The sequence below is a fragment of the Nocardia terrae genome (assembly GCF_009760405.1).
Classification (GTDB): Bacteria; Actinomycetota; Actinomycetes; order Mycobacteriales; family Mycobacteriaceae; genus Nocardia; species Nocardia terrae.
Genome location: NZ_WRPP01000003.1, coordinates 580,036 through 600,977, shown reverse-complemented (window position 1 = coordinate 600,977; position 20,942 = coordinate 580,036). Strand labels below are relative to the sequence as shown.

21 protein-coding genes are annotated in these 20,942 nt (G+C 69.2%); 8 read left to right on the top strand and 13 right to left on the bottom strand.

The genetic code is table 11. The annotated features are described in order from the left end of the window. Positions 1–117 precede the first annotated feature (117 nt). Entirely contained in the window at positions 118–813 is a 696-nt protein-coding gene (locus GPX89_RS18000) for a HalD/BesD family halogenase (RefSeq protein WP_157388711.1), read from the bottom strand. 226 nt (positions 814–1,039) lie between these two features. Between GPX89_RS18000 and GPX89_RS17995 the strand changes: the two genes are divergently transcribed. After that, entirely contained in the window at positions 1,040–1,897 is an 858-nt protein-coding gene (locus GPX89_RS17995) for an LLM class flavin-dependent oxidoreductase (protein ID WP_157388709.1), read from the top strand. 3 nt (positions 1,898–1,900) lie between these two features. On the opposite strand, the gene GPX89_RS17990 is transcribed toward GPX89_RS17995, so the two are convergent. Beyond that, complete coding sequence (locus GPX89_RS17990) at positions 1,901–2,305, bottom strand: hypothetical protein (RefSeq protein WP_157388707.1); 405 nt, start codon at positions 2,303–2,305, stop codon at positions 1,901–1,903. Positions 2,306–2,630: 325 nt separating this feature from the next. Here GPX89_RS17990 and ctaD point away from each other — a divergent pair, with 325 nt between their 5' ends. The 3 genes from ctaD (at position 2,631) to GPX89_RS17975 (ending at position 7,349) form a co-directional block, all read left to right on the top strand. After that, entirely contained in the window at positions 2,631–4,367 is a 1,737-nt protein-coding gene (ctaD, locus tag GPX89_RS17985) for an aa3-type cytochrome oxidase subunit I (RefSeq protein ID WP_328601950.1), read from the top strand. A 181-nt stretch (positions 4,368–4,548) separates the two neighbouring features. Beyond that, positions 4,549–5,457: a quinone oxidoreductase family protein gene (locus GPX89_RS17980; protein WP_198347487.1), complete on the top strand. Its 909-nt coding sequence runs from the start codon at positions 4,549–4,551 to the stop codon at positions 5,455–5,457. Between the two features lie 347 nt (positions 5,458–5,804). Further along, entirely contained in the window at positions 5,805–7,349 is a 1,545-nt protein-coding gene (locus tag GPX89_RS17975) for an AMP-binding protein (protein WP_157388705.1), read from the top strand. A gap of 52 nt (positions 7,350–7,401) precedes the next feature. On the opposite strand, the gene GPX89_RS17970 is transcribed toward GPX89_RS17975, so the two are convergent. Together GPX89_RS17970 and GPX89_RS17965 are read right to left on the bottom strand one after the other, a co-directional pair. After that, positions 7,402–9,657: a M28 family peptidase gene (locus GPX89_RS17970; RefSeq protein WP_157388703.1), complete on the bottom strand. Its 2,256-nt coding sequence runs from the start codon at positions 9,655–9,657 to the stop codon at positions 7,402–7,404. Positions 9,658–9,699: 42 nt separating this feature from the next. Further along, complete coding sequence (locus GPX89_RS17965; protein ID WP_157388702.1) at positions 9,700–10,461, bottom strand: SDR family oxidoreductase; 762 nt, start codon at positions 10,459–10,461, stop codon at positions 9,700–9,702. Positions 10,462–10,580: 119 nt separating this feature from the next. Between GPX89_RS17965 and GPX89_RS17960 the strand changes: the two genes are divergently transcribed. Next, positions 10,581–11,423: a helix-turn-helix transcriptional regulator gene (locus tag GPX89_RS17960; RefSeq protein WP_157388700.1), complete on the top strand. Its 843-nt coding sequence runs from the start codon at positions 10,581–10,583 to the stop codon at positions 11,421–11,423. Between the two features lie 12 nt (positions 11,424–11,435). Here GPX89_RS17960 and GPX89_RS17955 read toward each other — a convergent pair whose 3' ends face one another. From GPX89_RS17955 to GPX89_RS17920, 8 genes are all read right to left on the bottom strand, one after another. After that, on the bottom strand, positions 11,436–12,434 hold the full coding sequence (locus GPX89_RS17955) for a cation diffusion facilitator family transporter (protein WP_157388698.1): 999 nt from the start codon (positions 12,432–12,434) through the stop codon (positions 11,436–11,438). 65 nt (positions 12,435–12,499) lie between these two features. Next, a complete protein-coding gene (locus tag GPX89_RS17950) occupies positions 12,500–12,676 on the bottom strand; it encodes a hypothetical protein (protein WP_157388696.1) in 177 nt (58 codons plus the stop codon). A gap of 229 nt (positions 12,677–12,905) precedes the next feature. Further along, positions 12,906–13,562: a hypothetical protein gene (locus tag GPX89_RS17945; RefSeq protein WP_157388695.1), complete on the bottom strand. Its 657-nt coding sequence runs from the start codon at positions 13,560–13,562 to the stop codon at positions 12,906–12,908. A gap of 254 nt (positions 13,563–13,816) precedes the next feature. Continuing rightward, positions 13,817–14,620: an alpha/beta fold hydrolase gene (locus GPX89_RS17940; RefSeq protein ID WP_157388693.1), complete on the bottom strand. Its 804-nt coding sequence runs from the start codon at positions 14,618–14,620 to the stop codon at positions 13,817–13,819. A gap of 58 nt (positions 14,621–14,678) precedes the next feature. Then, positions 14,679–15,860 carry an MFS transporter gene (locus GPX89_RS17935; RefSeq protein WP_157388691.1) on the bottom strand — a complete coding sequence of 394 codons (1,182 nt, stop codon included), beginning with the start codon at positions 15,858–15,860 and terminating at the stop codon, positions 14,679–14,681. A 102-nt stretch (positions 15,861–15,962) separates the two neighbouring features. Next, entirely contained in the window at positions 15,963–16,148 is a 186-nt protein-coding gene (dmpI, locus tag GPX89_RS17930) for a 4-oxalocrotonate tautomerase DmpI (protein ID WP_036545806.1), read from the bottom strand. Positions 16,149–16,298: 150 nt separating this feature from the next. Further along, positions 16,299–17,189, bottom strand: a complete 891-nt coding sequence (locus GPX89_RS17925; RefSeq protein WP_198347486.1) for a LysR family transcriptional regulator — start codon at positions 17,187–17,189, stop codon at positions 16,299–16,301. A gap of 15 nt (positions 17,190–17,204) precedes the next feature. After that, positions 17,205–17,624 carry a DUF6463 family protein gene (locus GPX89_RS17920; protein WP_198347485.1) on the bottom strand — a complete coding sequence of 140 codons (420 nt, stop codon included), beginning with the start codon at positions 17,622–17,624 and terminating at the stop codon, positions 17,205–17,207. Between the two features lie 65 nt (positions 17,625–17,689). On the opposite strand from GPX89_RS17920, the gene GPX89_RS17915 reads away from it, so the two are divergent. Continuing rightward, complete coding sequence (locus GPX89_RS17915; protein WP_157388689.1) at positions 17,690–18,280, top strand: TetR/AcrR family transcriptional regulator; 591 nt, start codon at positions 17,690–17,692, stop codon at positions 18,278–18,280. Positions 18,281–18,286: 6 nt separating this feature from the next. Here the strand turns inward: GPX89_RS17915 and GPX89_RS17910 are convergent, their stop codons facing one another. Continuing rightward, on the bottom strand, positions 18,287–19,219 hold the full coding sequence (locus tag GPX89_RS17910) for a dienelactone hydrolase family protein (protein WP_157388687.1): 933 nt from the start codon (positions 19,217–19,219) through the stop codon (positions 18,287–18,289). A gap of 156 nt (positions 19,220–19,375) precedes the next feature. On the opposite strand from GPX89_RS17910, the gene GPX89_RS17905 reads away from it, so the two are divergent. Both GPX89_RS17905 and GPX89_RS17900 read left to right on the top strand, forming a co-directional pair. Beyond that, the gene (locus GPX89_RS17905) at positions 19,376–19,996 is read left to right on the top strand and encodes a hypothetical protein (RefSeq protein ID WP_198347484.1); all 621 of its coding nucleotides are present in this window, start codon (positions 19,376–19,378) and stop codon (positions 19,994–19,996) included. Positions 19,997–20,070: 74 nt separating this feature from the next. Further along, on the top strand, positions 20,071–20,895 hold the full coding sequence (locus tag GPX89_RS17900) for a class I SAM-dependent methyltransferase (protein ID WP_157388685.1): 825 nt from the start codon (positions 20,071–20,073) through the stop codon (positions 20,893–20,895). Positions 20,896–20,942 lie beyond the last annotated feature (47 nt).

Genomic DNA, 20,942 nt, shown 5'->3' with positions numbered 1-20,942 from the left:
GCGTCCGTCGATTGTCGGCGTGACAACTGGTTTCGTGACGTTCGGGGTAACTCACCGGGTACGCCCGAAATCGTTTCGGCACCATTCGCGGGCGCGGATACGAGGCCGGCAACGGCTCTATGCCGTCCGCTGAAGTCCCGGGGAGGCGGAAAAAGCCATCGTGAGGGTGGTGCGGCGGCCGTTCTCGAAGGGGTGGACCCGGTGCAGGGTGGTGTCGGCGCGCAGGAGGTAGAGGTCGCCGGGGTAGAGCTCCCAGGAGTGAATCGGGTTGCGCGTCAAGGTCCGATACACGTCGGCGTGGTCCCAGTCGCGGCGGGTGTGCGCCACCGTCTGCACGAAGCCGCCGTCCGACAGCGGCGGGCACTCGACCACCAGGATCAGGGCGAAAGAGTAATCGTCCCAATGCCATTGGCCTGCGGCGTCGTCGTGGTGCCGGCGGCTGACGGTGTAGCGGCAGGCATCCGGGCAGGGCAGCACCGGCTCCGCGGCGATCACGGAAAGGTTGTGCCGCAGGGATTCACAGTCGTAGAGCCCCGGAATGCAGGACGCGTGCGCCGCCACCTCCTGCCGACTCAGATCCACCGGCCGGCGGGCGCTGCCCTCGCCCTCGGGCAGGAGTTCGCCCCACTGCCGGTGATGGTCGAGCAGGGCCAGCGCCTCGGCGGCCAGCATGCGTTTGACCCGATGCGGGAGCAGGAAGCCCAGGCGCGCGATTCCGGTCTCCGCCAAGCGGTTCCGCGCGTGCGCCAGTGCGGAGGGATCCACCTTCCGCAGGTGGTTGGCCGCCACGTCGATCGTGCTGTGAACCTGCACCGCGCACGCCCCTTCACCCGGCCGCCTCGCGCGCGGCCTGACCGTCGAGAAGACCGTGCCGGGGCACCGGACGGCCCGGTTTCAATTGTAATTCGTTGCCCGGCAACGACTATGGAATCGGATTGCCGGTTGATCACGATCTGAAACGGAGACGGTCAACCGGACTCGCCGAGCCGACGCGAGATCGTCCCGCCGTCGCGGGCCGAGCGGTAGCTTGGTATTCGCTATGGCGGATTACGGGCATGAGCTGAGGTTCGGGATCTTCGTTCCGCCCGAGGCGGCGCGCGGGCGTGCGCTGCTGCGCCTGGTACGCCAGGCCGACGAGTCCGGGCTGGAAGTGCTGGCCGTTCAAGATCATCCGTATCAGCCGGCCTTCCTGGACACCTGGACACTGCTGTCCTACGTCGCCGCCGTCACCCGCAACCTGACCCTCATGCCCGCCGTGGCGAACCTCCCGCTGCGCCCGCCCGCCGTGCTGGCCCGCAGCGCCGCCAGTCTCGACCTGCTCAGCGCGGGCCGCGTCGAACTCGGCCTGGGCGCGGGCGCGTTCTGGGATGCCATCGAGGCCATGGGCGGCGACCGCCGCACCCCCGGCCAGGCCCTCACTGCCCTGCGTGAGGCGATCGGGGTGGTGCGCGCGCTCTGGGGCGAGGGCGAACGCTCCCATCTGCCCGGCGACTACTACCCGCTGCGCGGCGCGAAACCCGGCCCACCCCCGGCGCATTCGATCGGCATCTGGCTCGGCGTCTACGGTCCCCGCGCCCTACGCCTGACCGGTGAACTCGCCGACGGCTGGCTCGGCAGCTTCAGCTACGCCCCGCCCGACCGCCTGCCCGCCCTCATGTCGGCCATCGACACCGGCGCCCGCGAATCCGGCCGCGTCCCCGCCCTCATCCGCCGCGCCTACGTCACCGACCCCACCATGACCCCGGCCCAGCTCACCGAAGCGGCTCTCGCCCACGGCATCAGCGAATTCCTGCTCCCGGTCGACCCCGACGGCGAAGCCGCCACCCACCACTTCACCACCGAAACCGTCCCCGCCGTCCGAGCCGCGGTGGCCGCCGCCCGCGCCGGGCGTCAATGACGCTTATCGCGCCCCGAAGAAGCGGTTGTGCATGATCTGGCGGATGGGGGAGAGGATGCCGTCGAAGCTGACCCGATCCGACTTGACCGTGTGCATGCTCGCGTCGCCGCGTTTGGGGTCCTCGCAGATCACACGCAACTTCTGCTTGCCGTTGCTCCTCCCGGCCGCGAGGGTCAGGGTGACCGTGCCGTCGGTGTCGACCGTGCCCCACGGTCCGCTCACGTCGGCGGCCGCGATCTGGCATTTGTTGCCGGGCTTCTCACCGGTCACACGTGCGGTCACGTCGGCGCGGCCGTGAATGACGGCCTTGGGTTCGTCGGTGGCGGTGGCGGCACCGGCCGCGAGCAGGGTTGCGAGGGTGCCGACCACGGCGACGGTGGCGACGCGGGTGCGCGTGGATCGAGACATGGTTCCGATAGTGAATCGCGACTCGTGAGGTTTTCGTGACGTTGCGGGATGAACTGATGTTGAATAACGCGCCAAAATTGTTTCCGGACGGTCTGTTTCGCTGGATACCAGGTCGATCCCCACCCTCGCAGACCTTAATCCGATCGCGCCCCGAATGCGAAGGGGCGTTTGCCCTGCAGTATCTTGCAGTTCGATCGCGATTCGCACCACCTGGAGTGTTCTCGGAGTGTTTTCGGCGAAGATCTATTTGCTGTAGGTACGCTGTGCGCCGTTCTATGTGCCCCGATTGGTAGAGCTGGACGGAACCCCTCCCGAGGAGGACGTGGTGACAGCAGTTGCTCCAAAGCCCGAACAGAACGTCGAGTGGGCCCGCCCGTTCCCGGCGCGCCACGGTCTCAAGGGCTCGTTCATCTACAAGGCGATCACCACGACCGACCCCAAGATGCTCGGGATCATGTATCTGACCACCGCCATCACCTATTTCCTGATCGGCGGCATCATGGCGCTGCTCATGCGCGCCGAGCTGGCCCGCCCGGGCATGCAGTTCCTCTCGCCCGAGCAGTTCAACCAGCTCTTCACCATGCACGGCACGATCATGCTGCTGTTCTACGCCACCGCGATCGTGTTCGGTTTCGCGAATGTGATTCTGCCGATTCAGATCGGCGCGCCCGACGTGGCCTTCCCGCGCCTGAACGCCTTCAGCTACTGGCTGTACTTCTTCGGCGCGGCCATCGCCACCGCGGGCTTCCTCACCCCCGGCGGCGCGGCCGACTTCGGCTGGACCGCGTACACCCCGCTGTCGGACATCGTCCACTCGCCGGGCGTGGGTGGGGACCTGTGGATCCTGGGTCTGGCCGTCTCGGGTCTGGGCACCATCCTCGGTGGCGTCAACATGATCACCACGGTGGTCTGCCTGCGCTGCCCGGGCATGACCCTGTTCCGCATGCCGGTCTTCGTCTGGACCATCTTCGTGACGAGTTTCCTTATCCTGGTGGCCTTCCCGATCCTGACCGCCGCGCTCTTCGCGCTGGCCTACGACCGGCACCTGGGCGGGCACATCTACGACCCCGCGAACGGCGGCAGCATCCTGTACCAGCACTTGTTCTGGTACTTCGGCCACCCCGAGGTGTACATCATCGCGCTGCCGTTCTTCGGCATCATCTCCGAGGTCATCCCGGTGTTCGCGCGCAAGCCGATCTTCGGTTACACCACCCTGGTGTACGCGACCTTCGCGATCGCGGCGCTGTCCATCGCGGTGTGGGCGCACCACATGTACGCGACCGGTGCGGTTCTGCTGCCGTATTTCTCGTTCATGACCTTCCTCATCGCGGTCCCGACCGGTGTGAAGTTCTTCAACTGGATCGGCACCATGTGGAAGGGGCAACTGACCTTCGAGACGCCGATGCTGTGGGCGGTCGGCTTCATCGTGACGTTCCTCTTCGGTGGTCTGTCGGGTGTCATCCTGGCGAGCCCGCCGCTGGACTTCCACGTCTCCGACTCGTATTTCGTCGTGGCGCACTTCCACTACGTGCTCTTCGGCACCATCGCCTTCGCGACGTTCGCGGGCATCTACTTCTGGTTCCCGAAGATGACCGGTCGCATGCTCGACGAGCGCCTGGGCAAGTGGCATTTCTGGGCCACGTTCATCGGCTTCCACACCACGTTCCTGGTGCAGCACTGGCTGGGCACGAAAGGCATGCCGCGCCGCTACGCCGACTACCTGCCCAGTGACGGATTCACCACGCTGAACACCGTTTCCACCATCGGGTCGTTCATCCTGGGCGCGTCGATGCTGCCGTTCGTGTGGAACGTCTTCAAGTCATTCCGTTACGGCGAGGTCGTGACCGTGGACGACCCGTGGGGCTACGGCAACTCCCTGGAGTGGGCGACCCCGTGCCCGCCGCCGCGGCACAACTTCTACGAGCTGCCGCGCATCCGTTCGGAGCGTCCGGCGTTCGAGCTGCACTACCCGCACATGGTCGAGCGCATGCGCGCCGAGGCCCACGTGGGCTGGGGTTCGAAGCATCACGAGGTGCTCGAGCACGAGAAAGCCTCCACCTAGTTCCTCCCGCAGCTGAGCGCGGTGGTCGTCCTCGGACGGCCGCCGCGCTTTTTTATGCCCTGAGCCGGCAGTTCTCGCATCAAGAGAAATTTAGGTTTGACATACGAATCGGACTCGGACTAACTTTAGGTCCAACATAAGAACTTCGACGGTCGGTCGGAGCAGATCGAAAGGCCCGCCAGTGCGCAAGATTCAGTTCTCCGGTCGCCGCCCCGCCGTCGTCGCCGCCGCGGAGCTCGTGTCCGGTCCGGGTCAGCTGCTGGTGCGGACCGAACTGGCCGGCGTGCACCTCGGCCTGCTGCGAATGCTGCAGCGTGACAACGGCCCGACGGGCCCCGACGGCGGTGAGATCGTCGGGACGGTCGTGGCGGCCGGGCCGGATCTCGACGAGTGGGTCGGCAAGCGGGTCGGCGGGGTGGTGTTCGACGGCGCGTACGCCGAATTCGCCCTCGCCATGCCGCTGTTGATCACCGAGATCCCCGACGGCGTCACCCCCGCCGACGCGCTGGCCCTGGTGCGCGGCGGTGTCATCGCGCTGGGCCTGCTGCGGACGGCGCGCCTGGTCCCCGGCGAATCGGTGCTCGTCGCGAGCGCGGCCAGCGGGGTCGGTCACCTCGCCGTGCAGCTGGCCGCGGCCCTGGGCGCGGCGCGGGTGATCGCGGCCGTCGGCTCCGCCGATAAGGCCGAGTTCCTCCGCGAGTGCGGCGCGGACGAGGTCGTCACCTACGACGAGACGTGGACCGAGCGGGTCGACGTCTTTCTCGACGGCGTCGGCGCGGAGATGGTGCAGCGCGGCGTGGATACCCTCGCCACGCACGGCCGGCTCATCGCGTTCAGCGCCTTCGGCGGCTCCGTCGACGCCAACACCTTGCTCGGCGGTCTGAAGACCGTCACCGGCTTCTCGATGGGCGTGCTCAGCCGGGAGTCCGCCGACCTGCTCGCGACCTGGCGGGCCGAACTGTGGAAACTGCTGGCCGAGGGGCGAATTCGCCCGCGCCACACCATCCTTCCGCTGGATCGGATGGCCGGTGCGATCGAGCTGATCGAGACGCGCCGCAATCTCGGCCGGGTCGCGGTGAGCATGATCTGAAATTTGGGTCATCCAACCGATACCGTTCCGGCGCGAACACGCCTAACGTGGGCTGGCGGGCCCGGATTCACCACCGGCCCCGTACCCCGGAGCTCCTCGTCGCGCCGGGGGCCCCGTCGGCCACTGCCCGGTCCGGCGGACAGAATCGGCCCGGTGCGGACACCCGCATCGGGCCGATCTCGTCGAGCGCTCTGATCGATTGTCCATATAACGCCTGATCATTCGTCCATCTGCGGCACGGATCGAATAGCAGTGGACTTGCTGCTCCGGTGCTGTACTGTCCGCAGTCGGAGCGCGAAACCGCCGCGCTCCGGCGCAATCCGCAGGTCTCGACTTCGGGAGGGACAATGCTCGCCGATTCTCCGGATGTTTGCGAAACCGCACCGGCAGGTCCCGGCCGCACCGCCGAGTCCGCCCGGTCCGGTGACTCCGCCTTCGAATGGCAACGGCAGCTACGGAAGTGGAACGACACCAGCTCGGCGATCGCACTGACGCTGCCCCAGCTGCTCACCCGGGCCGCCTCCTACGATCCGGAGGCCACGGCCGTGGTGTGCGGGCGCACCACCCTCACCTACCGCGAGCTGGCCGAACACTCGAACGGTGTGGCGCGCAGGCTGATCGAGGCGGGTGTCGGGCCGGAGGACGTGGTGGTCGTCGGGCTGCCGCGCTCGCCGGAGTGGGTCGTGGCGGTGTGCGCGGTCGCGCATGCCGGGGCCGCCTTCCTGGCCGTCGATCCGGACTCGCCGCCGGCGCGCATCGCCCCGATTCTGGTGGATTCCGGTGCGGTCGCCGGGATTACGACCGACTATCGGCTCGACCAGCTGCCCACCCTGGCGGGCGCGGGCTGGCTGCCGATGGCCCCCATCGGACCGCTCGAGCGGCACGGCGCGGACGGCGGGGCCGACCCGGAGGTACTCGACGCGCGAGCGCGGGAGCTGGTGGCCGAGGGCGCGGACACGCCGATGCGCCGGACCAGCGGCGAGAGCGCACCCGGCACGGCCGGGGTGTGGTCGGCGCCGATCGCGGCGCCGGTCACCGACGCCGAACGAGTGCGGCCGCTGCTGCTGCAGCATCCGGCCTACGTCGTGTATCCGAACGCTTCGAGCGGCATCGTCCGCGGCGCGACCCTCACCCACGCCGGACTCGCCAACCTCGTGGTGACCCAGGCTCAGCGCTGCGACACCGATCCCGACGCCCGCGTGCTCGCCGCGGCCACACCGGGTCGCGATGCCGCGATCTGGGAGCTGTTGCTGGCCTTGGCCTCCGGCGCGACGCTGGTGCTGGCTCCGGCCGGGCCGTACGCGGGCGCGGACCTCTACGAGCTGATGGTCGACGCCCGCGTCACGCACGCCGTGCTGACCCCGCACATCCTGGCCACCCTGCCGGGCGCGGAACCGCTGCCGCACTTGCGCCTGCTCGCCACCGCGGGCGCGGCCTGCCCGCCCAAGCTGACCGGAATCTGGTCGGCCGGAAGGTCGTTCGTGAGCGGTTACGGCTGGGCCGAGGCGGGCCTGTGCGCCACCATGAGCCGCCCGCTGGGCGCGGTCGCCCCGCACGCCGCGGTGTCGATCGGCGGCCCGGTGGTCGGCGGCCGGTGCTACGTGCTCGACGAGAAGATGAACCAGCTCCCGCCCGGCGTGGTCGGCGAAATCTATGTGGCCGGGGCGGGATTGGCCCGGGGCTACCACCGCCGCTCCGGAATCACCGGCTCCCGATTCGTAGCCGACCCCTACGGCAACCCCGGCGACCGCATGTACCGCACCGGCGAATTGGGTTGCTGGCGTGGCGACGGCGAACTCGACCACCACGGCCGACTCGGCTCGGTCCCGATCGGCCAACTCGTCGGATACGGCAACGCCGCGGTCCTGACGAGCACGGCGGCACACCCCTGACCGACGCGCCCGGCCGCGGAACCGGGCGCGGTGCTGCGTCCGACGCGACGGTTTACGGCAAGGCCACTGTCCTGAACACGGCGGCGGCGGAGTTCTGCTGGAAGTAGACGTCGCCGGGTGGGCTCGGAAGGGCGTCGAGGTGGGAGTCGGGGAGCCAGGAGTAGTCGGTTAGTCGCAGGGTGAGCGGTCCGGCCGGGGCCGTCAGTTCGACCTCGATGCCTTCGGGGGCGGGAGCGTAGAAGTGGAAACCCTTGGCGGGCGCGGGGGTTATCTCGCGGCCGGCCACGCGTAGGGACCGCGGAGCGTTGTCCCAGCTCAGGTCGATGCGGGTCGCGGAGCGCGGGGAGGTCAGCCGCAGGCGCAGTGTGCGGGTGGCGGCGTCGGTGCTGTCGGCGAGTATTTCGGCGGTCGGAGCCGGAAGTGGTTGTAGCGGTGCCGGTCCGCTCGACACCATCGAGTCCCACAGTCCGTCGTAGCGAGGGCCGGGTGCGGTGTGCCCCACGAAGGTGCGGGTCCAGTCGTCGGGTGGGAGGGTCGAGATCCACCGGGCTTCATTGCGATCCGCGTCCAGGGCGTAGGCGAGCGGGGTCCGGCGGGGATGCTGGTCGTCGAACCGGTCGACGGCCAATCCGGCGGCGGCCAGGGCGGCGACGACGATCAGGGCGGTGAGCGGAATCGGCCAGCTCCGCCGTGGCCAGGATCGCGCGAGGACCATCAGGAGCAGACCGCCGAACAGCACGGTCACCGGTGCGGCGAGGTAGGGCGCGGTGCCGAGTCCGGCCTGCACCCCGGACCACGCGGTGAGGCCGAGGAAAACGGCCGCGGGCAGCAGGAACACGGTGAGCAGCGGCAGTCGCCAGCGTTCGGGGACGACGAAGGTCAGGGCCGTACCGACCGCTGCCGGGGCCGTGGGCGCCACGATCACCTGGGCCGCGGCGGGTGCGAGCGCGGCGAACACCGCGCCGAGCGCGACGATGCCGGTCAGCAGTCCGATCGGCGCTGCGGTGGTCCCGAAAACTCTGCGCGCGAAGGCATACCAGGCCAGCAGCACGGTGACGGACAGCGTCAGCACCGCGACGTGGAAGAACTCGGGACGGAAGGGATCCACCGGTCCGCTCGCGTACGCCGGGCGAATCCACCGCAGCAATGTCCACAACCCGGACGTGGCGGCGATGGTGAGCGGGACCGTCAGCACGGCGGTGGCCGGAGCGAGGACAAGGCTTGTGGCGGTGGCCTCGCCGGTGCGGTGCACCTGCCGGATCGTCCACGCCGCCGCGAGCACCATGACCACCGCCAGCGCGATGATCACCCACACGGGCACGACGGCCAGCGTGCCGAAAGGCAGTGCGAAGTACGCCGGATTCGACCGATCGCCGGTGTCGCCCAGGTCCTGGGACCCGAATTCCCGTGCCTGCGCGAGGGTGTTCTCGCCCAGCTGCTGCAAGGTGGCCTTGTCCACGTGTGCCGGATCGTCCATGCGGCTGTGGTAATACGCGCTCTTGCCGGTGTACGCCCAGTCGAGCACCCGCAGGCCGCCGGGCTTGAAGGACGTGAAATCGGTATTGCTCGAGGTCCCCTCACCCGCCACCGCGGTGGTCAGCGAATCGCTGTTGGCGTGCGGTACCGCGTCGGCGACCGCCTCGATGAGCGCGCCCTCCGGCCGCGTGAGCCGCCACAGCAGCGGCGGCCCGCCCGCGCCCCGGGCGTCGTGATTGATGACGACACCGTGGTCGCGGTCGTAACCGCCCTCCGCCACAAAGGCTTCCGCGCCGAGCAGCCCGGGCTCCTCGCCGTCGGTCAGCAGGACCACCAGATCGTTGCGCAGCCCGGCGGGGTTCGACCGCAACGCTCGCACGGTTTCGAGAACGGCCCCGACACCCACGCCGTTATCGTTCGCGCCCGGTGCGGAGGGCACCGAATCGTAATGGGCCGCAAGGTATACCGTGCCCGTGGACGCCGTGCCCGGGATGCGGCCCACAATGTTGTCGACTCGCCCGAGGTTCGGGTTGTCGTCACGCAGCCCCCGGGGGAAGCGGCCGACACCGGTGCGGATCTCGGTCTCGACACCCAGTTTTCGCAGTTGATCGGCCAGATAGTCGCGGACCCGGTCATGTTCGGCCGTGCCGACCGGATGGGCCGTGCCGCCGATCTCCCGGACGTGAGTGAATGCTCTTGCCGCACTGAACACATCGTCCGGGGCGTTCGCGTCCCGGTATCCGTGCGGCTGCTGCGCCCACGCGGTGGCCACCACCACCGCGAGCAGCAGTGCGAATGACAGGAATCCTCGAAGCCCGCGTCCCACCCGCATCACCCAATAGTAGGCATGGCGGGCACCAAGATTCGGTAAAAACTATGCCTGCTGGGTCGGCAGGACGATGACCTGGCGCAGGTTCACGTAGGCCGGGCGGCTGGTGGTGTAGGCGATCAGGTCGGCGATGTCCTCGGCGCGCAGCGACTCCATGAACTGGAACATGCCGTCCAATTGGCCGCTGAGTTCGGCATTGTCGATGTGGTCGCCCAGCTCGGTCGCGGTGAGGCCCGGCTCGATATTGGTGACCCGCACCTTGCGCGGGCCCAGCTCGGTGCGCAGGTTCGCCGACAGCTGGGTGATGGCGGCCTGGGTGGCCCCGTACACCGAGTAGCTGGGGAAGGTCAGGTGCGCGCCGATCGAGGAGATGTTCACCAGGTCGGCGGTCCGGCCCGCGTCGGCGGCGGCCAGCAGGTCCGGGACGAACGCGCGGATCATGCGCAGCCGCCCGGCCACATTGGTCTCCAGCATCCGGGTCCACTCGTCCTCGCGGCCCTCGGTGATCGGGTTGGGCAGCATGACACCCGCCGAATTCACCACCAGATCGACGGGTCCGAACGCCGCGTGCACGGCCTCGGCCGCCGCGGCGACACTCGCCGAATCGGTGACGTCCACCGCGACCGCCAGCGCGGTCCCGCCCTCGGCCTCGATCTTCGCGGCGAGGGTCTCCAGCCGATCCGCGCGCCGGGCCAGCAGTGCCACCCGGGCCCCGTTGCGGGCCAGCAGCAGTGCGGTCGCCTCACCCATGCCGCTGGCGGCTCCGGCGATGACGGCGGTCCGGCCGGACAGGTTCTCGTAGCTCATTTCCGTGCTCCTTCGCGTTCTTGCTCGTGCACTCATCCTGCGAGCGCGCCGCGAAGGCAGCGAGGGTTCAACCTTTCCTGGGTCTGCCAGTACCAGGATGACTTCGTACGCTGGATCCCATGCAGAACGATCTCGGCGACTTCCTGCGCTCGCGCCGGTCCCGCCTCAGCCCCGCCGACGCGGGCCTGCGCGATTACGGCCGCCGCCGAGTCCCGGGCCTGCGGCGGGAGGAGGTCGCCCAGCTCGCGGGCGTCAGCGTCGACTACTACATTCGCCTGGAACAGGGCCGCGGCAAACACGTTTCGGATGCCGTCCTGGACGCGGTGGCCCGCGCGCTGCGCCTCACCGATACCGAACGCCTGCACCTCTACGCCTTGGCCCGGCCCCACGGCGTGGTCGACGCGCACGTGGCAGCCCCGTCCGGCGCGTACCGCGACAGCGTCGCCCCGGGCATCCAGCTGATGCTCGACGCCCTGGCCGCACCGGCGTTCGTACTGGGCCGCCGGATGGACGTCCTGTCCTGGAATCTGCTGGGCGACTTGGTCTCCGGCTTTTCACGCGTCCCCGCCGCGCAGCGCAATCAGGCCCGCTATCTGTTCCTCGAGCCCGCCGCGCCCACCTTCTACCCGGAGTGGGAGACGGTCGCCGCCGAAACGGTCGCCTTCCTGCGCCGCGACGCCGGTCTGCACCCCGGCGACCCGAAGCTGACCGCCCTGGTCGAAGAGCTCTCGGCAGCCAGCCCGGCCTTCCGCCGCCTGTGGATCGCGCATCCGATCAAGGAGAAGACACGCGGGGCCAAGCTGATTCACCACCCGGAGGTCGGCCGGTTGGAGATCGGCTACGAAACCCTCACGCTGCCGGGTGATCCCGATCAGCTGATGGTGGTGTACACCGCCGCACCGGATTCCCCGGCCGCGGCCGCGCTGGCTCGGCTCGCGGAGTCGCACGCCGCCACGGTGTGACTGTGCCGGCCCTCAGTTCGCGGCGGAGGTCTTGCGGTGCACCGGGCCGTGCGGTTCGGCGCAGTGGGGTTCGTGGTCGTGGTCGACGTCGGGTGGGCATTCGTCGTGGTCGGTGAAGTCGACCTGGAGGACCGCGTGGTCGATGTGGTGCTTGTCGGCCAGCATGTGGGCCACGGCCGCGCGCACGGACTGGCTGTCCGCGCCGGGGGCCACCAGGATGTGGGCCGACAGGGACGGGACGCCGGAGGTGATCTCCCAGATGTGGAGGTCGTGGACCTCGACGACCGAGTCGACGTCGGCCATTTCGCGGCCGATCTCGACGGGGTCGAGGTAGGTGGGAGCGGCCTCGAGGAAGATGCGCCCGGAGGCGCGGACCAGGCCGACACCGGCCTTGACCATGAGCACGACCACGATCAGGGTGGCGATGCCGTCCGCGCGGGTGAAGCCGGTGAGCATGATGATCAGACCGGCGACGGCGGTGGCGATGAAGGCGAACAGGTCGTTGAGGATGTGCTGGTAAGCGCCTTCGACATTGAGGCTGGTGCGGTTGGCGCGGCTGATCATCCAGCTGGCCAGCACATTGACCACGATGCCGACCAGGGCGGTGACCAGGACCAGCCCGCCGGTGACGTCGGGGGGATCGATGAGACGCCGGATCGCCTCGTAGGTCAGCCAGGCGGCCAGACCCAGCAGAGTGAGGCCGTTGGCCTGGGCGGAGAGGATCTCGGCGCGCTTCCAGCCGTAGGTCATGCGGCCCTCGGCGGGTTTGGCGGCCAGGCGGATCGCCCACAGCGCCAGCACGATCGAGGCCGCGTCGGTGAGCATGTGCGCCGCGTCGGAGAGCAGGGCCAGCGATCTGGCGACGAGGCCGACGACGACCTCACCGAGCAGGAATGCCACGATCACCGCCAGCGCGCCGGCCAGCCAGCGCTTGTCGCTGTCGGCGGTCGCGCCGTGCGAATGCCCGGCGTGGTCGTGTCCATGCCCGTGTGAATGCTCGTGCCCGCCCATAACCCTCCTTCGGTAGTCCCGACGCAACACCATATGCATGAATCGCTATGTATGCAATATTTGTGTCATGAGAGATCGCGGAACGTCATGAGGAAACCGGCGCACGCGATGACGAACAGCGCCGAAAAAGCGACTACCCGCAGCCACAGCCAGGGCCAGTCCCGGATCCAGAGTCCGGAGAGCATGGCCCCGATCAGCATCAGCACCCCGTAGAACGGGGTCCGCTGCGGGTGGCGACCCATAACTCCTGCATACGCCTGTTTCGATGATCGGTCATGCGCGGCGCGCCGAGCCCGGGGCCCAATGGCCGCCGAGCTCGCCCCCTCCGGCCGGTCGGACGCCTAAAATCGCAGGCGTGGATCCAATCCTGACAACAATCGGTGCGGTCGTGGTCGTCGGTCTCGCGGGGGCGGCCTACGCGGCCTTCTGGGTGCTACGCGGCCGCAAATAACCGATCCCGCAAGGGGTTTCTCAGTTCGCCACCACGGGCCAGGGGTAGAAGGCCAGGTGGATCAACAGCACCACGAGTCCGGCCAGGATGATCGCGGCGACCGGGTGGGCGCGGCGCTCCAGATAGCCGACGGTGCGAAACAGCGTGGGGAAGGGGACATCTCGGCTGAAGAACATGGCCAGGATGCTCGGGACGATGACCCACATGAGGGCGATCAACCCGTAGAGCACGTAGGCGCCCAGATAGGAATGCGGGTGCATGCCGCGATCGGCGGCGGCGAACAGCACGCCGAACACGTAGGTGCCCACGGCCGCCAGCAGGTAGCCCGCGCCCAGCAGGGTGACCGGTGAATCGGCCGTGGTGACACGGCCGTTCGCGGTCAGGGTGCGCCCGCCGACCGATTGCACGACCGGCGCGGCCGCGGTGGTCAGCTGCGGGACGGCGTAATAGGCGAGCAGCACGATCACCGCGACCACGATCAGCCGCACCCAGTCGTGCCGGGTCTCCAAGTGCCCGATGGTGTTCGAGATGGTCGGCCAGCTCGCCAGTCGGAAGACCGATGCCAGTTCGGACACGGCGATTGCCAGCCCCGCGAGGCCCCACATGCAATAGCCCCAGAATTCGAGCGAACGTCCCGCCGCGGTGGGTACGGGGGGACTGACCACTACTTCAGCCATAGTGCCGGTTTATCACCCGAAATGGCTTCTACCAGGGAGCATGCGGAGTCGATACCAGGTTGGAACGGGTCCGACACCCGACCCAACCGAAGGGTCGGTCCGGTTGAGTTCCGCGAGTGGGAGCGGGGGTATCGCGGGGATGCCCGGCGTTCGCCGGATACGCCGACGCGGCCGTCCGAGTCGAACGGCCGCATCGGGTTTCGCGTGGAGCGCACGGTGTGACTGTACGGGCTGCCGCGCGCGATGACCGGGCGTCAGCGCGCGGTGTGCCGATCGAGGAACTCGGCGACGGCCTTCCCGAAGCCCGGCCCGTCCTCGAGCGGGAGGGCGTGCCCGGCGTCGAACTCGACGAGCTCGGCTCCCGCGATGGCCGCCGCCACCGCCCGCTGCTCGGCCACGGGAACCATGTGGTCCTGCAGGCTGGCCAAGACCCGTGTCGGGGCGGTGATGCGGGGCAGCAGCGCCCGGATGTCGGCCACCCGGTCGAGTTCCACCTGCACCGCGTGCCGGGGATCGATCAGTCCGGCGAAGGCCGCGACCGTCTGATCGAAGTCCTCGGTCGTCCACGCCGCCATGGTCTCGGGCTTGAGCGCGCACAACGGCAGCAGCCGGGCCAGGGCGTCCCGGTCGGTGCGCAGCAGGTCCAGCCAGAGGCCGAACTGCCCGGCGCCGCGAGCGGTCGGCGCGGCCCACGGGGCGTGCAGCACCAGGGAATTCACCCGCCCGGGGCGCAGTCCGGCGAGGGCGGCCGCGGTCACCGCGCCCAGCGAATGGCCCGCCAGATGGAAGGTGGCCAGTCCCGCGTGGTCGGCGGCGGCCAGGACCTGCGCGGCCAGATCCTCGACGGTCATCTCGGCGGGATGGGTGGTGGCCCCCGATCCGGCGAGGTTCGGCGCGACCACCGTGTACCGCGAGCCGAGTTCGGCCATCAGCTCGGTCCACTGGGCCTCGGCGTCGGCGAAGGTGCCGTGCACCAGCACGACGCCCGGCCCGCTGCCGGTGACGAGGTATTCGACGTCGCTGGGTCCGTTGCCGAGGGTGACGGGTGCGAAAGGCATGGGAATTCCGTTCTTCGGGAGATCTGTCAGGGTGACGAGGTGTGCTGGCAGCCGACTGTCAGACGAGGATCAGGTCCTCGGCGATCGGCGCGGCAGTCGCCGACCGGTCGGCGGCGAGGCCGCGCAGCGCTACGGCCAGGCCGAGCGCGGTGAACAGCGCACCGGCTAGATTCAAAGTGGCGTAGCCGAATCCGGCGCTGAGCAGCGCGCCTCCGAGCAGCGGCCCGATCGTGTTGGCCAGGTTGAAGGCGGCGACATTGGTGGCCGAGGCGAGCGTCGGGGCGGCTCCCGCCTTGGCCATGATCCGCATCTGCAGCGGTGCCAGGGTGCCGAAAGCCGCTGCGCCGAAGAGGAATACGGTCACGCAGGTGGCGGCCTTGTCGTGGACGGTCAGTGTGAACACGGCCAGCACCAGGGCCAGCAGGACCAGCGAGCCCGGGGCGGCGGCCCGCGGGTAGCGGTCGGTGAAACGGCCGCTGAGCAGGTTGCCGACGAAGGTGCCCAGTCCGAAGAGCATGGTGATCCAGATGACCGTGGTGCTCGCGAAACCGGTGACCCGCGTGGCCATTTCGGCGATGTAGGTGTAGGAGGTCATGACGCCGCCGAAGCCGAGCACGGTGGTCAGCAGGGCCAGCAGCACCGGGCGTTGCCGCAGGGTGGTCAGTTCGGTGCGCAGGTGGCCCGCCGCGCTGCGGTCGGCCCGCGGCACCAGCGTGGCCACTCCGGCCAGGCCGATCGCGGCGCACACGGTCACCACCCAGAAGGTGGCGCGCCAGCCCAGATGCTGGCCGATCATGGTGCCCATCGGCACGCCCAGCACCGTGGCCAGCGTGGCCCCGCTGATCACCAGCGACATGGCCCGGCCGCGCTTGTCCTGCGGCACCATCTCCGAGGCGGCCACGATGCCGACGCCCATGAACGCGCCGTGGGCCAGTGCGGCGGCCGATCGACCGATCATGAGGACCGCGTACCCGGGAGCCAAGGCCGACAGGACGCTGCCCGTCAGGAACAGGCCCATGAACCCGGTGAGCAGGCGACGGCGTTCCACCCCGCCGGTCAGGGCGGTGAGCAGGGGAGCGCCGATGACGACGCCGAGGGCGTAGCCGGAGACCAGCAGGCCCGCGGCGGGAATCGTGACGTGCAGGTCGGTCGCGATATTCGGTAGGAGTCCGGCGACCACGAACTCGGTGAGTCCGATGGCGAAGGCGCACAGCGCCAACGCGAAAACTGCGATGGGCATGGAAAGTCCTCGGGGAGAGCGTGATGCGTGCGGGCGCGTGGGGCGAGACGGCCCACCGCGGGCGAATCGGGTGATCGACCGCGGCGGACCGACCGGCACCGGCTATTTGCCGTCGGCGGTGAGCCGGCCGGCGGTGCCCCAGCTGTCGGCGGGGGTCTCGTGGATCCAGACCTGCACGGCCTCGGCCGGGATCTGGTAGGCGTCGACGAACGCGTCGGTGATGCGGCGAACCAGATCGCGCTTCAGCTCGACGGTGCGCGGACCCTGCTGCACGGTGACGATGGGCATGACTGTTCTCCTTCGCGAAAAGCATTGGAATACAGGCCATTTCGGAGCTTCTCGCTCCGAGTTCCGATCCTTTCGGCGGCCTGTGAACAGTTCACCGGAATTCCGCGCCCCGACCAATGAGCAGGTCGTTAGCGCAGCGATAAGCGATCCTTATTGCTCGGCCTCGGCGAGCAGCGCTCCCAGCAGCCGCAGATTCGGCGAGGCGGCCTCGGCGCGCACGGCCAGCGCGATGGGCAGGCTCATGCCCGGGTCCGCGAAGGCGCGGAACGCCACGCGCGAGTTGTGTACCTGACGGGCATTCGACTCGTAGACGACGGTCCACATGGGCGAACCCGCGCCGATGGCGGCCAGCGTGTCCTGCAGCGTGGTCGAGGTGGGCGCGGGAATCGGCTCGAAACCCGCACGGACGCAGGAGTTCAGGACCAGATCCACCAGCGCGGGGTGATTGCGGCGCTCGGTCAGCCGCAGCGGCACCGTGGCCAGGTCGGTCAGATTCACCGAATCCTGTTTCGCCAGCGGGTGTTTGGCGGGCAGGGCGACCACCAGCGGATCGTCCCACGCGGGCAGGAAGTCCAGGTCCGGACTCTGCTCCGGTTCCGGGGAGCGCACGAAGGCGGCGTCCAGGCGGCCGTCGGCCACCTGGGCCAGGCGCTCCCGCACGGGCAACGCCATCAGTTCCACCTGCACCTGCGGCGCCTGCTCGGCGAAGGCGTCCAGGACCGCGTCGAGTCGTTCGCCCAGGCCGGTCACCGTTCCCAGCCGGAACAGTTCGGCCCGCCCGCCGGTGAGATCCGCGATGGACGCGCGAGCCTGCTCCGCGGCGACGAGCACGGCCCGGGCCGCGGGCAGGAAGCGCAGCCCGGCCTCGGTCAGCCGGACGCGCCGGGGGGATCGATCCAGCAATTGCACCTTCAGATCGCGTTCGAGCCGCTGTACCTGCTGGCTGACCGCGGGTTGCGCGATGTGCAACCGCTCGGCGGCCCGGCCGAAGTGCAGTTCCTCGGCGACGGTCACGAAATACCGCAACTGGCGCAATTCCACCGAGCCATCAAAACATCAGCGTCGCGCGCGCCGTGCGGCGACCAGCAGTCCGGTGGGTATCAGGCCGAGGATGAAGCCGGACGGGAAGAGCAGGGCGCAGTTCACGGCGGACCAGAGGCCGAGCGAAACACCCACGGTGCGCGGGACTTCGCGGTCCTCGCGGGCGGACTTGGTGACCATCACGCCGAGGGCGATGAGCGGGACGACGAAACTGCCGGGGAGGGCCCAGAAGTCGGCCATCGACTGTGCGTCGGACGGGTTGTCGCCGTGGCGGGAGAGGTCGCCGGAAATCCAGTCGGACCAGCTCGGTCTGGTGACGGGAAGGAAGTACGCGATGTGCAGGACGGCGATGCCGATGAGGGAGCGCCCGGCCCACAGGGTGCGGGTGCGGGCGGGATCGCGGGGGAGGGTGGGGATGCTCTCGACCGTGGACATGGTCTGCTCCTCTGGAGAATATCGATACTCGAGTTTCGAAACTGGAGTATCGATATAGTGACACCGTGAGCACCCCGCGACAAGGCCCCGGTCGGCCCCGAGAGGATCGGATAGATCACAGTGTGCTGGCCGCCACCCGGAAACTGCTCGCGCGCAAGGGATATGGCGCGCTGACCGTCGACGCGGTGGCGGCCGAGGCGGGGGTGAGCAAGGCCGCGATCTATCGCCGGTTCGGCTCCAAGGCCGAAATGGCCTTCCGGGCCGCGGTGCACGCCGCGGAGCTGCCGTCGCCGGTCGACACCGGTTCGCTGCGCGGCGACCTGCGGGCGCTGGCCCGGGTGATCAAGGCTTCGATGGGCAACCCGCTGGCCGTGCAGTCCGGTCCCGCCCTGATCGCGGAACTGGCCAAGGATCCGGCGCTGGCCGAGCGGTTCCGGGAATCGGCGCTGGGGGTCGAGGTCGACTACGTGCGCGGCATCCTCGAACACGCCGTCGCGCGCGGCGAATTGGCCGAGCCGCCCGACCCGGCCCATGTCCACCTGTTGATGGCGGGCCCGATGTTCTACTCGCTGTTCGGGTTTCAGCAGGCGGTCGGCGACGATCTGTGCGAGCGGATCGCGCAGACGGTCGCCGATGGGCTACTGGCCGCTCGTTAGCGGGTCTCAGGCGAGATAGCGTCCGTACCAGTCGATTACGCGTCGCCAGGCTTCGGCGGCGGCGGTGGGCTGGTAGCGCGGCCCGGTGTCGTTGAAGAAGGCGTGATCGGCATTGTCGGCCACGAAGCTCTCGTGCGTCAGGCCCGCCTTGTCCAGCGCCGCCTCGGCGGCCGCGCGCGAAGCATCGACGCGGGCATCCAATGCGCCGTAGATGGCCAGGACGGCGGCCTTGGAGCCGGTGACCTGGCCGCCATCGGGGAACGGTCCGTAGAACGGGGTGGCCGCGGCCAGTTCCGGGGTGCCCGAGGTGAGCAGTAGCCAGGTCAGTCCGCCGCCGAAGCAGAAGCCGGTGGCTCCCAGCTTCTTTCCGGGGACCCGTTCGCCGAGCTCGGCGAGGCCCGCGCGCAGGTCGGCGACGAAGCGGTCCTGGGGGATCTTGCTCAGGGCCGCGGTGGCGGCGGCCTCATCGGTGAAGGAGGCGGTGCCGCCCTCCTCGGACAGCAGATCCACGGCCAGCGCGGAATAGCCGACGCCGGCGAAACGCCCTGTCACGGAACGAATGTGATCGGTGAGCCCCTTGTTCTCGTGGATCACCAGCACCCCGCCCTTGGGCTGTGGTGCTTCCGCCCAGGCCGCCTGCAGCGTGCGGCCCTCGGGACCCGGAAGGGTGATGGCGGTGGGCTGCAGCGCCGTCGCCTTCCCCGGCGGTGCGGCGGCGGGAGATCCGGAAGCCCCACCGGTCGGCGACCCGGAGGCGGCCGCCGTTGTGGTGGGAGCGGACTGTTCGGCCGATTCTCCGCACGCGGCCAGCAGGGCCACCGCCGCGGGCGTCCCCATGCCGAGCAGGCCCAGCCGCCGCAGGGCCTCCCGGCGGCTGAGCAGCCCCTCGACGTGATCGGTGGCGATTTCCTCTGCGATATAGCGCTGCAGCGGCGTCATGCCCACAGCCTAGGCTGTGGGCCTCGGTCAAGCCCGTTTATTCCGGGGCTCTCAGCCGAATAACAGCGCCGCTCATTCGAACGAATGTTTCTGTGGGGGAATTGAACTGCTCGTGGCGCCACCGACCATGCCCGACGACCCGAAAGCGAAGTGATCATGAAGGCCCTTCTGACCGCGGCCGCCGCCATCCTGCTGGTCGGCGCCTTGTCCGGGTGCGACCCGAACGGTTCCACACCCGGCGCGCAGGGAACCAGTCCGGCCCAGGTCACCACGACCGCGGGGCAGGGCAATCCCGGCCCGGGCACCACGGCCGCCAAGGCCACGACCACCACCGCGGGACTACCCAACCGCGACGACGCGAATGTCGACGCGCGTGACTTCCAGCAGCAAGGTCACTACTACTTCCAGTCGCCCAGCAAGAACATCAAATGCGGCATCGACGTGGACAACCTGCACATCGCGGGCTGTCAGCTGAAGAACGCCACCGCCATCCCCTCCGGGCTGTCCTGCGCCAACAATCCCGCGCACGAGGTGGCGGCCGAAATCCTCAGCGGCGGAACCAAGTTCGAGTGCCTGAACCAGGGCGTGTTCGTCGGCCCGCCCACCGACGGCTCGACCGCCCCCGGCAACCACGAGGGCGGCGGCAAGGTCCTCGAATACGGCCGGATACTCGCCGTGAAGAGCATCATCTGCGAATCCATGACCTCGGGCGTGCGCTGCTCCTCGGGTGACGGCCACGGTTTCTTCATCGCGGCGGAGAACCAGTACTTGTTCTGAGCCCGGATGGGCGCGGTCGGCGTAGCCGTCCATAACCCGCGCATGGCCGGAGCGAATGCGGAGGTACGCATACCATGGGCGGCGTGACCATCGATCCGCTGTCGGTGAATCGCCGGAACTGGGATGCCCGCGCGGGTATTCACGCCGCCAGCAGCTTCTACCGGGACCGCGACGCGAGCTTCTGGTTCGCGCCGTTCGAATGGCAGACGCTAGGCGACGTGCGCGACCGCGATGTCGTGCACCTGCAGTGCCATCTGGGCACGGAGACGGTCGAATTCGCGCGGCGCGGGGCCCGCGCGGTCGGCCTGGACTTCTCGGCGGAGTCGGTACGGCACGCACGCGAATTGGCCGGGGGCACGGTCGAATACGTGTGCGCCGACGTGTACGACGCCCGGGAAGCCTTGACCGGCAGGACTTTCGACATCGTCTACACCGGCAAAGGCGCGCTGTGCTACCTGCCGGACCTGGACCGCTGGGCGCGGGTGATCGCCGATCTGCTGCGGCCCGGCGGCCTGCTCTACCTGGTCGAGTTCCATCCGCTGCTGCACGCGCTCGGCCCCACCCCGCCACCGGGTGTGGACCCGGATCTGCTTGTCCTGCACGACGATTACCTCGAAGGTCGCGGCGCGCAACGCCGTGACAGCGTGCACACCTACACCGACGGCCCCGATCTGACCACCGACACCACCGCCTACGAATGGCGGCACGGCCTGGGCGAGGTCGTCAACGCCCTGCTGGCCGCGGGCCTGCGCATCACCGGGCTCACCGAGACCGACACCCTGCCGTGGCCGCGCTGGCCCGGCATGGTCCGGACGGACGACGGCTGGTGGCGGCTGCCGCCGACCGCGCCGATCATCCCGGTCCTCTACGGTCTCGCCGCGACCCGACCGGCGGCATAGAAAGCCACTGTGAACAGGGGAAACCCTGTGTCAGACGCCGTGTCAGG